A 13654-nucleotide genomic window follows, 5' to 3' on the forward strand; every position below is an offset into this window, starting at 1 on the left:
CTAACCCCCGAATCGTCATATCGAAGCCCCCGTTTGCGGACGTACCCCTGGTGACATGTTCGTCAGTCCGCCCATCGATCCGGCGCGCCGCATGAGGCGCACCAGCCGTTCGCTCTTGGCAGCCTTCGCGACCAGCACGTACAGCAGACTGACGGCCACGATGGCGCAGATGAGCAGGACCAGCAGCGCACTCGCCTGCGACGGGTAACCGCTGTTCATGTAGCTGTAGGCCAGCACCGACACGTTGGGCGTCGTCGGCGGCAGCAGCAGCAGCGGAAAGTCGAGCGTTCCGGCGGCAATGATGGCCGTCACCAGCCAGCCCACGAGCAGGCTTCGGCTCAGCAGCGGCGCCACGATGTCGAACAGCACCCGGGAGCGCGAGGCGCCGCTGACCGAGGCCGCCTCCTCCAGATCGCCGGCAATCTGCACGATGCCGCCGCGCACGATGCGACTGGCGATTGGCGTGACGAAGACGACGATGCCGATCAGCGCCAGCCAGAACGTGCCGTACAGCAGGCGCAGCCCGGGCACCGAGACGTAGGCCAGCAGCAGCCCCACTGCCAGGACCACGCCGGGCATGATGATCGGCAGCACGGCGACGCTGTCGAGCAGGACCTCGAGCCACCGCGGCGAGTGGCGGCCGGCGTAGGCGACGATGGCGGCCAGCAGCACCGCGATCAGACCGCCGAGCAGGGCCAGGTAGCCGGTCACGCGAAACGCCTGGGCGGTGAGCGGATCGGCAAACACCGCCTGGTAGTTGTGCAGCGTGAAGGCGTTCACGCCCAGCGTGGGCTGGAACGATGTCACCACCAGCTGGGCGCCGGGCAGAAGCAGCGTCACGACGATGTAGGCCACGATGGCAAACGTGCAGGCGTAACCCCAGGGACCAAGATCCCACCGTTCGCTGCGATAGCCCTTGCCGGTGACCGTCACGAACTGGTTGCGGCCGAACAGCTTCCACTGCATCGCCAGCAGCAGAACCAGCGCCACCATCATGAAAAGGCCGAGCGCGCTGGCCGCCGCATAGTCCGGCGGCGTCGCGTAGTTCAGCGACCTGTAGACCTCCGTCGAGATCACCGAGATACCGGCAAGACCGCCCAGGATCTGCGGCAGGTCGAACGCTCCCAGGCCGAACACGCAACCCAGGATCACCACGCCGAAGATCGCGGGCGTCAGCAGCGGCAGGTCGATGCGCAGGAACGTGATGAACCGGCCGGCCCCGGCAATCAGCGACGCCTCCTCGTAAGAGCGGTTCATGCTTTGGAAGGGCGGCAGCAGAAGCAGGTAGCAGAACGCCGTCAGCTTCAGCGTGTGGACCGTCAGCAGTCCGGTCCAGGTATAGGCATTGAACGGCGTACTCTGCGGCCCCAGGAGGAAACGCGCGGCCAGATTGAGCATGCCGTTGCCGGTATCGGCCACCAGGCCCCAGCTCACCGCGTACAGGACATGCGGCGTGGCGAACACCAGAAGCATGGCCGGCGTCAGCCAGCCGGCCAGCGGCACCGTCGAACGCGTCGCCAGAAAGGCGAAGAAGGCACCGAGCACCGTGGCGATGGCCGTGCACAGGACGGCATAGACCAATGAGTTGGAGAGCGCGACGTAGGTCGCTTCTTCCGTGAAGACCCGGATCACGGTTTCCACGGTCCAGACTCCCGGCATGCCGGGCGGACCACTGCGGAACATGCCGACCAGCAGCATCGACACGGGCCACACGAAGAGGATGGCGACGACCACCAGCAGCAGCCCCATGCCGCCACGCGTCAGCCAGCGATCCCTGATGGCATCGGCCGAACGATACGCCTGCGTTGGTCCCGCTGCGCTCGCATCGGCGCGCTGTGTCAGGCCGGACACGGCAACGCCACCGCGTGATGCGGAGATACCCGTAGCGTGACCGGCCGGCCGGCCTCGAGTTCATGCGTCTCGCTGCCGGGGTCGATCATGCGGACCCGCAGGCGGCTGCCATAGGCATTGACGGTGAACTCCGTCACTTCGCCCATGTAGACGACATCCTCGAGCGTGCCGTCGACGCTGTCGGTGTCGCCGCCCGCGCCTGCCTGGAAGGCCGTACTCCGCACGGCCAGTATGGCCCGGCCGCCAGCCCGCAGCGTGCTGTCGCCGCTGGCGGTGCGGCACATCAGCGTGATCGGCCAGTCCCGCGGCCGTACGCGGGCGCGATCACCGCTTCGTTCGAGCACCTCGACGTCAAGGAAGTTCTCGAAGCCGACGAACTCGGCAACCCACCGACTGGCCGGCGTCGCGAAAATCTCGCGCGGCGCGCCGATCTGCTGGATGCGCCCCTGGTTCATCACGGCGATGCGCGTCGAGAGCGTCACCGCCTCGAGCTGGTCGTGCGTCACATAGACCGCCGTCGTGCCGATCTCGCGGTGGATGCGCCGCAACTCGGCCCGCATATGGGCACGCAGCGAGGCATCGAGATTGGACAGTGGCTCGTCGAGCAGCAGCACGCGCGGCTCGCTGGCGAGCGCGCGCGCCAGCGCGGTGCGCTGCTGCTGGCCGCCCGACAACTCCGACACGCCGCGATTGGCCAGATGATCGAGGCCAACCAGGGCGAGCGCATCGATCACGCGCTTGCGAATTTCGCCGGCCGGGCGCTTCTGCAACCGTAGCGGATAGGCGATATTGCCGAACACCGACATGTGCGGCCACAGCGCATAGCTCTGGAAGACCATCCCCAGGCGGCGCTTGTTGGGCGGAACGAAGATGTCCCTCCGGGTGTCGGTCACGACGTCCGCGCCAATTGCGATCCGGCCGGCACTGGGCTGCTCCAGCCCGGCGATGCAGCGCAGGGTCGTCGTCTTGCCGCAGCCACTGGGGCCCAACAGCGAGATGAACTCGCCGTCCCGGACCAGCAGATCGAGGTCGCTCACGACGGTCGAGCCGTCAAATGTCTTGGACAATCCTTCGATGGCGATCTGGCCCGTGCGGCCATCGCCGGCGCTGGATGCCAGGTGCGCGCCGCCGACGTCGATCGAACGCAAATCGCCGTTCATGACGCTGCCCTGTCCAGCTGTTCGTGCAACCAATCGATCATGCGGCGCACTTCCGCCTCGCCGTTGGGTACCTTGTCCGGGATCTTCAGGAATTCATGATCCACACCGGCCAGCACCGAAGCGGTTGTCGGGACGCCCCGCTTCACCAGCGCAGCTGTCATCAGCAGCGTGTTGCTCAGCAGTGCATCCTGATCGCCGCAGGTGAGATAGGTCGGCGGCAGCTTGTCGAGATCCGGACTCATGAGCGGACTGACGAACGGCTCGTTGAGCAGGGTCGTGAAGTTCGGTCCGAGGTAGGCGCCGATCGAGATCTCCGTAGCGCCTGCCGCGTAGCCTGGGTCATAGAGCCAGCGCGCGACGTCCAGCACCGCGAATTCCAGCACCAACGCCGACACCCGCACCGGGACACCGGCAAGGTCGGCGCCATCGAAGGTCGATTCGACGCCATGCAGGGCAAGGCAGGCCGATGCAGCGAGATTGCCGCCCGCCGATGCCCCGCCGATCGCGAGCCGCGCCGGATCACCTTTGTAGCGGGCGATATTGCGCACGATCCAGCGCGCCGCGTAGATCGTATCCTCGACGGCACACGGGAAGGGATGCTCGGGCGCCAGCGCGTAGTCGACGTTGACAACGACGAAGCCGGCCGCCGCCAGCGTCATGCCGAACTTGCGATCGCCGCGCGCATTGCCGGTGAACCAGGCGCCACCGTGCAGATGCATCACGACCGGAAATGGTCCGTCGCCTTTCGGCACGTAGATCTCGGCCGTGGGTGTCTGTCTGCCGGCGCCGTCGGGACGCAGCACGACATGCTCGTGGACGGCACCGATGTCGGGCAGCGTGTGATTGAGGAAATCGTAGGCGTGCGCACCGCGCTCCCGAATGCCGGGAAGCTCGTCAACCGAACGGGGAAGCTTGATGGGCACTGGCTTGCCCATGATCTTGGTGCGCCAGTTCGAGATCTTTTCCGTCATCTGATCGTCTTGCGTTTGCTGGAGCAGGGACTTGATCAGCGCGCGTCGCGCCGATCACCGACAGGTCAGCAGCGCGCGGCTGGCCGTCAGGTGTTCGATTCGGCGACCGCAGATGGCCGGAACAGGTTTATCCCGTCGTCGCTTGGCATTATGGCGTTCACTCCCAACAAACTCGCGGATGCTGTGGCTCTTTTCGAGCTTCTCTGTCGGCGCCAGCAGGCGTCATCCCGGCGGCATCACCTCGCCGCATGACTTGCAGGTGCGGAAGGTTTCATTCTCGAAGAAGCGAGCGTACGCCTTGGAAACCGGGTCAGCTGTATAATCCGATACAATGAACCGTTCGTTGTGCAGCAGCGCGTCGCACTTCAGGCAGTACCACAGGAACTGGTCGACCTCGCCCTCGCGCCGCCGGCGCTCGGTGATCAGGGCGAACGCATCGGGCGGAAACCGCGGCGAATGCGGTATGCCCGCCGGCGTGAAGATCGCGGCCTTCTCGGGAATCGTTGCAATCTCCTCCCGGCCGTCTGGCGTCCGGTAGTGGAGATTCATCGTCCCCTTGATCATGTACATCACTTCATCGCTGGGATTGATGTGAAACTCGCTGCGATACTCGCGACCACGCGCGATGAAGCCGATCGATTCGGAATGCTGCCACAGGACACTGACGCGCTTGCCGCTATCGCCGAGCTGACGCGCGTGCTCCTCAAGATTGACGATGGGCATCGTGAACATGTGAACCTCCTGGCGTGCCGCCGTCGCTGAGCGTCAGTCGAGCACGGCGATGCAGTCGATCTCGACATTCACCCCGGCTCGATGCGGAGTTCCGCCGATGCAGGTCCGCGTCACCTTCTCGCCGTCGAGAACATCGCGGAACACTTCGTTGAACCGCGGGAAGTCCGCGACGTTGCGCAACACCACGCGCATGTTCACGACATTGGCGAGCGTGGCACCGCCGGCCTCCAGCACGCTGATCAGGTTGGCGAGCGTGCGACGCGTCTGGACCTCGATGTCACCTTCCACAACGGTCTTGGTGAGCGGATCGAGCGGTCCCTGACCCGAGACGAACAGCATGCCGCCGGCGCGGATGGCCTGCACGATCGGCGGCGGTTTCGCTGCATCGGTGAAGCCGGTTGTCGGCGCCGACTTCGAGGTGATGATTTCCTTCACGATCCCTCGTCTCCGCTTGATGTGCTCGGGGACGCCACGACCGTGGCGCGATCATTCGCCACCTGAACCGCGACACGATCGAGACCCACCGCGTCGCGCGGCTGACGCGATTCGACGCCGTCCGGCGGCGTCGCAACCTTTTCACTCGCCTGCAACAGTGTCAACAAATTTCGAAATTTTAGCCGTTCATCGATTAAAACAACCTCCAATACTTAGATATCGCCAGGTGCTCGACTTGAAAATATCGAAATTCAATGTTACGTCGCAGCATGCTTGAGCACGAACCCATGGCCCATGCGGATCCGTCCGTGCCCAAGACACTCGCCGACTCGGCCTATGCCGCCATCCGTACCGACATCATCGCCGGCGTGCTGCGCGCCGGCTGCAAGCTGCGCCTGGAGAGCGTGAGCCGGCAATACCAGGTCAGCATGAGTCCGCTGCGGGAAGCACTCTCGCGCCTGGTGAGCGACACGCTGGTTGTCAGCAGAGGGCAGCGCGGATTCTGGGTGGCGCCGTTGTCCCTGGAGGAACTCGACGATCTCACCCGCGTGCGCGGACTGGTCGAGATTGAAGCGCTGCAGCTGTCGCTGCAGAATGGCGATCAGCAATGGGAAGAACGGGTGCGCCTGGCGTTCAGCGAACTCTGTCAGGCGGAGGAACGCTTTCGCAAGCACGGCAATCGCCACGTCAAGGCCTGGGAACTTGCCAATCAACAGTTTCACGAGGCACTGGTGTCGGCATGCCAGTCGCCCTGGCTGATCCGATTGCAGCGCCAGCTCTATGCCCAATCCGAACGCTATCGTCGCGTGTCGCTGCAGGCCCATTCACCGGTGCGGTGCGTTCACGACGAGCACGTGGCGCTGTTCGAAGCAGCCATGGCGCGCCAGGTTCTCAAGGCCAGCCGGATTGCAGATCTGCACTTGCGCAACACGGCCCTCACGGTCCGCGACAACCTCAGCAAGGTTGCAGGCTTCGGCGTCACCAGCGACACGCCGTGCATTTCCGGCACCAGGTCAGCCGGCCGCTCGACGGCTGTTGCGGGCTGAGCGATATCGGTATCAAGCGATCAGCACGCCGCAGTGATGCGGCCACACCAGCCTTCATCTTTGGGAGTGGCATCAGATGAGCGAGAAGCCGCCGCACAGAATCGATGTCCATCACCACTTCCTGCCGCCCGACTACGTGCGGGCGGTGGGTGACGAGCCGATCGGCAGCCTGCTCGTTTCGGGCAAAGTGCCGGACTGGACACCGGCGCGGTCGGTCGAGGTGATGGACCGGCACGGCATCGCATGCGCGGTCGTCTCGATGTCCGCCCCCGGCCTCTGGTTCGGCGATGTCGATGCCACGCGCCGCCTGTGCCGACACTGCAACGAATACGCCGCCAGGATGCGGGCGGACCACCCGGGCCGCTTCGGCCTGTTCGCGTCCCTGCCGCTGCCCGACGTCGATGCGTCTTTGGCCGAGATCGCGTTCGCGCTCGACGAGCTGAAAGCCGATGGCATCGGACTGTTGACCAGCTTCGGCGATCGCTATCCCGGCGACCCGGCCTTCGCTCCCGTGTTCGACGAGCTCAACCGGCGTGGCGCCGTCGTCTATTTCCATCCCGCCGCCGGCGCCTGCGGCCAGTGCCTTGCCGACATTCCCGCCGCGACCCTGGAATTTCCCTTCGATACGACCCGCGCCATCGTCAGCCTGCTGTTCAGCGGCACACTGGCGCGGTGCCGCAACATCAAGTTCATTTTCTCGCATGCCGGCGGCACGGTGCCGTTTCTGGCCGACCGGATCGCCCGCCTCGAGGCGCGGCCGGCATTCAAGCAGCACGTGCCTGACGGCGTGATCGCGGAACTGAGCCGACTGCACTTCGACACGGCCTTGTCGGCGAACCGCTACACGTTCAGCGCGATGCGGCTGCTCGTCGAAACCGACAAGATCCTGTTCGGCAGCGACTATCCGTTCGCACCCGAGGCGACCACGACGGCAACCGTTCGCGGCCTTGCCGCGCTGGGCCTTGCCGCCGACGTGCTGGCCGATATCGAACGCAACAATGCCCTGGCGCTCATGCCGGCGCTTCGCACCACCTAGCCGCCGGCCACCGGTTTGCCCTACGCTGCGGACAAGTGACAGCGGGAGGGCACCATGGAACGCCGACGACTGGGCCGGACGGCATTGCAGACATCGGTGATCGGCTACGGCTGCGGCGCCGTGGGCGGTCTCATGGTGCGCGGCAGCCCGGCCGATCAGGAGCGTGCCATCGCGCGCGCCGTCGAACTGGGGATCAACTATTTCGACACGGCGCCCTTGTATGGTGACGGTGAATCCGAACGCAATCTCGGCCGGGTGCTGGCCACATTGCGACCCGATATCGTGCTGGGCACCAAGGTGAGGCTGATGCCGGTCGAGCGCGGTCAGATCGGCGCCGCCGTGGCAGCGTCGATCGAGGCCAGCCTGCGCCGCCTCGGGCGGGATCATGTCGACCTGTTTCAGCTTCACGACACCATCACGCTGGACGGCAGCAGCACGACGCTGGCCGCGGACGTCGCATTGGACGACGTCCACGCCGCCCTCGACCGCGCGCGCCAGCAGGGCAAGACGCGGTTTATCGGCATCACCGCCACCGGCGCGACGGCGGCGCTTCACAAGGTCATCGACGCCGGCATGTTCGATACGGCACAGGTCGTCTTCAACATGCTGAACCCGACGGCTGGCGACACGGCGCCCACGGGCATGCCGGGCCAGGACTACGGCAGGCTGTTGGACCGGGCGCAGCGTGCAGATACCGGTGTCATCGGCATCCGCGCACTCGCCGGCGGCGCGCTGAGCGGCAGCGAGGCGCGGCATCCGATCAGCATGGCTGTCGTCGCCCCGATCGGCTCCGGCCCGGACTACGCCGCCGATGTTCGGCGCGCCCGGCAGTTCGACGCGCTGGTGCGCGAAGGCCATGCCGGCAGCCTGATTGAGGCGGCGCTGCGCTTCGTCATCGCCCATCCGACGATGACGACGGCGCTGGTCGGCACATCGAGCCTCGATGAGCTTGAGATCGCCGGACAGGCAGCCAACAAAGGGCCGCTGTCGCAGGCCGCCCTCGATCGCGTGGCCGCGATCGCGGCGGCCGATCACCAGACGACCTGAGCGTCAGCCCCAGACGTCACGCGCAGTGTCGACAACGAGCCGAAGCTTGGCGATCTGCTCATCCAACGTCAGCGCATTGCCGTCCACGGTCGACGAGAAGCCACATTGCGGACTGAGGCAGATCTGTTCCAGCGGCACGTATTTCGCTGCCGCATCGATGCGTCGCTTGAGGTCGTCCTTCTTTTCCAGCGCGCCTTTCTTGGTGGTGACCAGACCCAGCACCACCATCTTGCCCTTGGGCACGAACCGCAGCGGCTCGAAGCCGCCGGAACGCGCATCGTCGTACTCCAGGAAAAAGCCATCCACGGCGAGTTGTCCGAACAATGCCTCCGCGACGTGGTCGTAGCCGCCTGACGCGACCCACGAGGATCGGAAATTGCCGCGGCACATGTGAGTGCAGACGGTCATGCCGGGTGGCCGCGCCGCGAGTGCGGTATTGATCAGGCGAATGTACGTGAGATGCTGCTGCTCACCGTTACCGCCCAGTTCGGCGATGTGCTGGCGCTGGGCCGGATCGTTGAGATAGGCGAGGCTGGTATCGTCGAGCTGCAGGTAGGAGCAGCCCAGCTTGCCGAGCGCCGCAACCTCGTCGGCATAGACCTGCGCCAGGTCGGCCCAGAATTGTTCGATGTCCGGATAGACCGATGCATCGATGGCGGCCCGCCCGCCGCGATAGTGCATCATGCTCGGCGACGGAATCGTCAGTTTCGGGGTGGCCGAGGCAACGGACTTCAGAAACTGGAAATCGTCGCCGAAGATGCACGTCTCGAGCTTGAGCCGACCGCTGACACGCAGGGCAGCCGGCGTGAATTCGATGACACCCTCCTCGTTTCGGAACTGGACCTTGAGATTGTCCTGCGTCTTGGTCACCCCACCGACCTGATACAGAAAGTCCATGTGCCATGAGCCGCGGCGAAATTCGCCGTCGGTGACACCTTGCAGGCCGATGTCCTCCTGCAACTTGACGGCATCGCGGATGGCTTTGTCTTCGATGGCGCGCAGTTCGCTGGCTGGCAGGCTGCCCGTCATGCGCTCATCGCGCGCGCGCAACAGGTCTCTGGGTCGCAACAGGCTGCCCACATGGTCGGCGCGAAATGGCGGCTTCTTGTCCCCGGTCATGCGCATTCTCCGCAACGCTGCAATGTGGTGGGACTTTACGGGGGATCGGGCGAAATCCCCAGTCCTGAAAGAACGCCCCTTGCGCCGGACGTTGCCACGAAATGCCTCACGCTTCCCGACTAAGGGAACGGTCCGCTCCGGATTCAATGTCCATTGAGCGGATGTCGCTAGCCCTCTAGACCACGGGGGTGGCTTGGGGGGCCGAGGAGGGCATGCATGCGCCGTAACGCTGTCGTTGTCGCGGACGATGAAGCGATCAGGACGGGAAAAGTCCTGCAATGGCTCGAGTCGCAGGACGTCAGCGCCTACGGTACCTCGGATCAAACGGCCCTCGACATGGTGCGCGAGCTGAAACCGCGTGTCGTGGTCTGCAGCGACAAACCGGACGGCATGTCCTTCTGCCACGCCGTACGCGAATTGCCCGAACCGCCGATGGTCGTCGTACTGTCGGAAGATCCACAGCTGCGTGACGATGTCTATTTCGACGGCCGCACGGTGATCGCCGTGGTACGGGCACCGGTGCGCATGGCGGCGCTCAGCCGGTTCATCAGCACGGCATTGCATATTGCCGCCCGCCTGGACCGCACCGATACGCCCGCCGATGGCAGAACACTGCCTGCTGAATTTCTGTTTCACATTGGCCGCACCGCACGCACGGTGCATTGATCCAAAGCAACTTCTCGCGATCAACAGACCGGACGGGATGGACAAGTCCGTAGCGGATCGGTTGTCGATTGTGAGTGAGCCTTTTCCACGCCTAGATCGACACTGCGAATGAAGAGAGGGGCCCTTCGCATGTCGACCAGCGCCGTCGTTGTGGCCGACGACAATGCCGTCAGTTGCAGTGAGATCGTAGAATGGCTCAGAGCACATGAAATCACGGCCTACGGTACGTCCGATTCGTCCGTCATGGGGCTGATCGAAAACCTGCAGGCCCGCGTTGTCATTTGCCGGCCGGGCTCGACCGGAATCGCCCTGTTCCACGCCCTTCAGGAGGCATCCGATCCGCCGCTGGTCATCCTGCTGTCGGAGGCCGCGTCAGCGAAGGACGAGGTGTACTCCAACGGCCGCCTGCTGGTCGTTGTCATCCGGGCCCCGGTGCAGATGGCACCGCTGGCGCGTTTCATCAAATCCGTCCTGGGCATTGCGTCCCGGCTCGACAGCCAGGCCCTGGCTGCCCTTGCCGCCGCGTCGAACGAGCCTGCCCCCGATCCCGTCCCGGCGCCCCCGGGCCCTTCCCGGCCGCGTCTGGTCCACTGAGCGAACTCCATTCATTTTGGACCAATTGCTATATGTGGAATGAAATGCTGCCAAAAGCGGCATAAATTGCGCTGCGCCTGACTTCAAACAAGCGTCAAAGAGACGTCAAACACGATCCCAGGCGGGCATTTATCGCGGCCGTTTCAAATGCTTGTGGCTCTTTTGCACTGGATATGGTGAAACCCCGCCATAGTCATGAGTGCGAACCAAATAAATCCTCCATTTATTCTAGGTGAAACATGTCTGCGCATTCTGCGCTTCAGCCCGCTGTCCATTCTCCCGTGGCGCTGATCGTCGATGATGAAGTCGCGTGCAGTACGGAAATCGCCGAGTTCCTGACACGCCATCACATTCCCAGCTGCGGTGTTTCAAGCGTGGCGGAAGCGCGCGAAGCACTGGCCAGATGGAACAGCATTCGTGTCCTCATCAGTGATATCCGCATGCCCGGCATGTCGGGCCTGGATTTCGCAGCCGATTTGTCAGCGACCTACGTGTCGGATCACGCGCTGCACCTGTTGTTCATGACCGGCGAAGCGACGGTCGATACAGCCGTGACGGCACTGCGCCTGGGCGCCTCGGACTTCCTGACTAAGCCGCTGAAACCCCGCGATATCGTTCAGCGGGTCGAGAGGCTGCTGTCCACGCCCGGCGGCCTGCTGCCGACCGCGTCCCCGGCCGAATCGACCGGCAAGACCGAAGTGGCCGTCTCCACGCAGGCGCGCTGGCTGCTTCAGGAGCGACGCTATCGCATGGCGCGGGAGCGGGTCATGGGCACGACCTTCAGCGACGAGCCGGGCTGGAACATGTTGATGGAACTGATGCATGCCCGGCTCAGCGGCCAGCAAGTGCCGGTCTCGGCCTTGTGCGCGGCGTCGGGCGTGCCCCAGACCAGCGCCCTGCGCCGTCTCGCCTCCCTGATGTCGGATGGCTATGTCGTGAAGGAGCGCGATCCGAAAGACGCCCGGCGTATCTGGGTCGCCCTGACCGATCGCGCGACGGACCTGGTCAACAAGATCGCGAGCCAGGTCAGCGTCGTCCATTGAGGCGCGCACGCGGCAAATACCCGGCCATCCGCCGGGTATTCGCATGAGCCGCCTGCCTGCACCTACAGCGCTTCGGATTTGAACGTCACGCCGACGAGCGGCAGCACGACACGAAGCTGAATGCCGTTTTCCGAGCTCGACACGCCAACGCTGCAGCCTGGCGCACGTCCGGCGCGCATCAGCAAGGGCAGCGCCGCAGCGACGTCCTCTTCCCGCTGCATGCCCGACCGCCCGCGCGAACCGCCAACGGCGCCGTGCGCGGCTTCAACATCGCCACTGATCGTGACGATCATAGCGTCCCTGGACCGATCCTCACGGCACTGCACCAGGATCCGCCGAACCGCGACCTCATCCAGGGCATCACCCGATGCCTGCTGCGGCATCGCATGGCTAAGCCAAAGAATGGATTCGGTGAGTGCGAAGCCAAACAACGCCTCATTGCCGCTGACCGACTGAGTGTTGGCGGGGCAATCGACGATCAGTTTGAAACCGGCAACGCGCAGGTCGTTGGCAAAGATCCCAGCGACCCGCTCAACAACGGCCGCCGGATCGAACTCCGCGGCTGACTCATCGAGGCTGACGGCGAAGGCGCGGACCCATCGCGTAATGTCGGACGCTTTTCCTGCCTGTTCCACGATCGATTCAACACGCCGCCGCAACCCGCTCAGGACGATGGCGTCCGCCGTACCCGCCGCTTGCAGGTTCGCCACATCCTCAAGGGCATTGTCCGCGAGCAGGTTGACGACGTTCAGCGGCTGCGAGAGTTCATGTACAGCCGAGGCAACAGCCTCCTGAAGGACACGCAGTTCCGATTCGATGTTCTGCCGACGTGTCGTCATGGCCTATCCTGGCTGCGCGCCCAATCGACGCAACCGGCAATGATGTTGATCGCAGCGCCGTCGCGTGTGCGACCTGATATGCGGTCGCCCAGCATGGTATCGCCTAAGGTGACTCCGAATGCGAGAAGACATATTCAAAATGAATGAATCGCTTTTCGTTTGGCTTGGCGAGACCGTCCATGCAAGTTTAGAATAACTTTCTAAGGGGTCACGCGGTCGAAAATCCAGCTTGGGTCGAGCGATGGCCATGAACACTTCGACATCCAGCGAACCTCGAGTGAGCGAAGAAACCGGCGGTTTTCGACCCGCGCCGCGCGTGCAAGAGCCGCTCGTCATGATCGTGGACGACGATCGGGCGACGACAGAGGCGCTGGCTGACATTTTCATCCGGGAACGCATCCCCTGCTGTGCGTTCATGCGCGCTGCACCGGCAATCGCCGCGCTCGAGCGCAGCGATTCGATTCGCGTGATCCTGACCGACGTCGCGATGCCGGAGATCAGCGGCTTGGAGTTCGCCAAGGCCGTGCGCAACCGCAAGCAGGCAGCGCCTTACATCGTCTTCATGTCCGGCCGCGCCAACGTCCCGATGACGGTCTCCGCCTTGCGCCTCGGTGCCGTCGATTTCTTCGCCAAACCGCTGCGCATCGCCGAACTGGTCGCCCGTATCCGCACCCTGGTCGAGCTGCCGCAGGTCGCCACCGTCCGGTCACCGGCACGCGATGCGACAACGCCGCCGGAAAATCGCAAGGACGTCGATGCCCGCCGGGCCTGGGCGTTGCGCGAACTGGAGGCGGTTGGCAAGCGACGGAAGATCCTGGGCGCGCAGTACGAGATCGATCCCGGCTGGATCATGCTGCTCGAGCTGTTCGACGCGCACTGCACCCAGCGGCCCTACCATGTATCGGCGCTGTGCCTGGCGTCGGGCGCGCCACATGCCACCGCGCTGCGCCGGCTGTCACAGATGATCGATGCCGGCCTATTCCGCCGGGAGCAGGACCCGGCCGACGCGCGCCGATCCTGGGTCTTCCTGACGCCCGAGGGCCTGGAGAAGATCTCAGCCTGCGCCGAGACCGGAAGCGCAAGCGCTTGAGCCTCAGTCGATGACGCTCTCGATA

General features: G+C 64.5%; 14 protein-coding genes. 7 read left to right on the plus strand and 7 right to left on the minus strand.

The features are described from left to right. Window positions 1-15: 15 nt before the first annotated feature. The 5 genes from FQU96_RS21930 to FQU96_RS21950 form a co-directional block, all read right to left on the minus strand. Window positions 16-1851 (minus strand): iron ABC transporter permease, encoded by a 1836-nt coding sequence (locus FQU96_RS21930; RefSeq protein ID WP_146543477.1) that lies wholly within the window; start codon window positions 1849-1851, stop codon window positions 16-18. Continuing rightward, window positions 1839-3011, minus strand: coding sequence for an ABC transporter ATP-binding protein (locus tag FQU96_RS21935; protein ID WP_146543478.1), 1173 nt, complete (start codon window positions 3009-3011; stop codon window positions 1839-1841). Before FQU96_RS21935 ends, FQU96_RS21930 begins: the two co-directional genes overlap by 13 nt. Continuing rightward, window positions 3008-3982: an alpha/beta hydrolase gene (locus FQU96_RS21940; protein ID WP_146543479.1), complete on the minus strand. Its 975-nt coding sequence runs from the start codon at window positions 3980-3982 to the stop codon at window positions 3008-3010. The genes FQU96_RS21935 and FQU96_RS21940 overlap by 4 nt, the downstream gene beginning before the upstream one ends. A 222-nt stretch (window positions 3983-4204) precedes the next feature. Next, window positions 4205-4714 (minus strand): 3-hydroxybutyryl-CoA dehydratase, encoded by a 510-nt coding sequence (locus FQU96_RS21945; protein WP_146543480.1) that lies wholly within the window; start codon window positions 4712-4714, stop codon window positions 4205-4207. Between the two features lie 33 nt (window positions 4715-4747). Then, on the minus strand, window positions 4748-5149 hold the full coding sequence (locus FQU96_RS21950) for a RidA family protein (protein WP_255468434.1): 402 nt from the start codon (window positions 5147-5149) through the stop codon (window positions 4748-4750). 308 nt (window positions 5150-5457) lie between these two features. On the opposite strand from FQU96_RS21950, the gene FQU96_RS21955 reads away from it, so the two are divergent. The 3 genes from FQU96_RS21955 to FQU96_RS21965 all read left to right on the plus strand — a co-directional run bounded on the left by FQU96_RS21955 (window position 5458) and on the right by FQU96_RS21965 (window position 8278). Continuing rightward, on the plus strand, window positions 5458-6195 hold the full coding sequence (locus FQU96_RS21955) for a GntR family transcriptional regulator (protein ID WP_218574808.1): 738 nt from the start codon (window positions 5458-5460) through the stop codon (window positions 6193-6195). A gap of 76 nt (window positions 6196-6271) precedes the next feature. Then, window positions 6272-7231 carry an amidohydrolase family protein gene (locus FQU96_RS21960; RefSeq protein WP_146543483.1) on the plus strand — a complete coding sequence of 320 codons (960 nt, stop codon included), beginning with the start codon at window positions 6272-6274 and terminating at the stop codon, window positions 7229-7231. A 54-nt stretch (window positions 7232-7285) separates the two neighbouring features. Further along, entirely contained in the window at window positions 7286-8278 is a 993-nt protein-coding gene (locus FQU96_RS21965; RefSeq protein WP_146543484.1) for an aldo/keto reductase, read from the plus strand. A gap of 3 nt (window positions 8279-8281) precedes the next feature. On the opposite strand, the gene FQU96_RS21970 is transcribed toward FQU96_RS21965, so the two are convergent. Further along, window positions 8282-9397: a 5-methyltetrahydropteroyltriglutamate--homocysteine S-methyltransferase gene (locus FQU96_RS21970; protein WP_146543485.1), complete on the minus strand. Its 1116-nt coding sequence runs from the start codon at window positions 9395-9397 to the stop codon at window positions 8282-8284. Between the two features lie 216 nt (window positions 9398-9613). On the opposite strand from FQU96_RS21970, the gene FQU96_RS21975 reads away from it, so the two are divergent. From FQU96_RS21975 to FQU96_RS21985, 3 genes are all read left to right on the plus strand, one after another. Next, window positions 9614-10063, plus strand: coding sequence for a response regulator transcription factor (locus FQU96_RS21975; protein WP_146543486.1), 450 nt, complete (start codon window positions 9614-9616; stop codon window positions 10061-10063). A gap of 129 nt (window positions 10064-10192) precedes the next feature. After that, window positions 10193-10657 (plus strand): hypothetical protein, encoded by a 465-nt coding sequence (locus FQU96_RS21980; protein ID WP_146543487.1) that lies wholly within the window; start codon window positions 10193-10195, stop codon window positions 10655-10657. 239 nt (window positions 10658-10896) lie between these two features. Continuing rightward, the gene (locus FQU96_RS21985; protein ID WP_146543488.1) at window positions 10897-11700 is read left to right on the plus strand and encodes a MarR family winged helix-turn-helix transcriptional regulator; all 804 of its coding nucleotides are present in this window, start codon (window positions 10897-10899) and stop codon (window positions 11698-11700) included. A 62-nt stretch (window positions 11701-11762) separates the two neighbouring features. On the opposite strand, the gene FQU96_RS21990 is transcribed toward FQU96_RS21985, so the two are convergent. After that, window positions 11763-12539, minus strand: a complete 777-nt coding sequence (locus FQU96_RS21990) for a hypothetical protein (protein WP_146543489.1) — start codon at window positions 12537-12539, stop codon at window positions 11763-11765. 334 nt (window positions 12540-12873) lie between these two features. Between FQU96_RS21990 and FQU96_RS21995 the strand changes: the two genes are divergently transcribed. After that, window positions 12874-13629, plus strand: a complete 756-nt coding sequence (locus tag FQU96_RS21995; RefSeq protein ID WP_178130640.1) for a response regulator — start codon at window positions 12874-12876, stop codon at window positions 13627-13629. The last annotated feature ends 25 nt before the right edge of the window (window positions 13630-13654 follow it).

It is taken from the genome of Reyranella sp. CPCC 100927 (assembly GCF_007859315.1).
GTDB lineage: Bacteria > Pseudomonadota > Alphaproteobacteria > Reyranellales > Reyranellaceae > Vineibacter.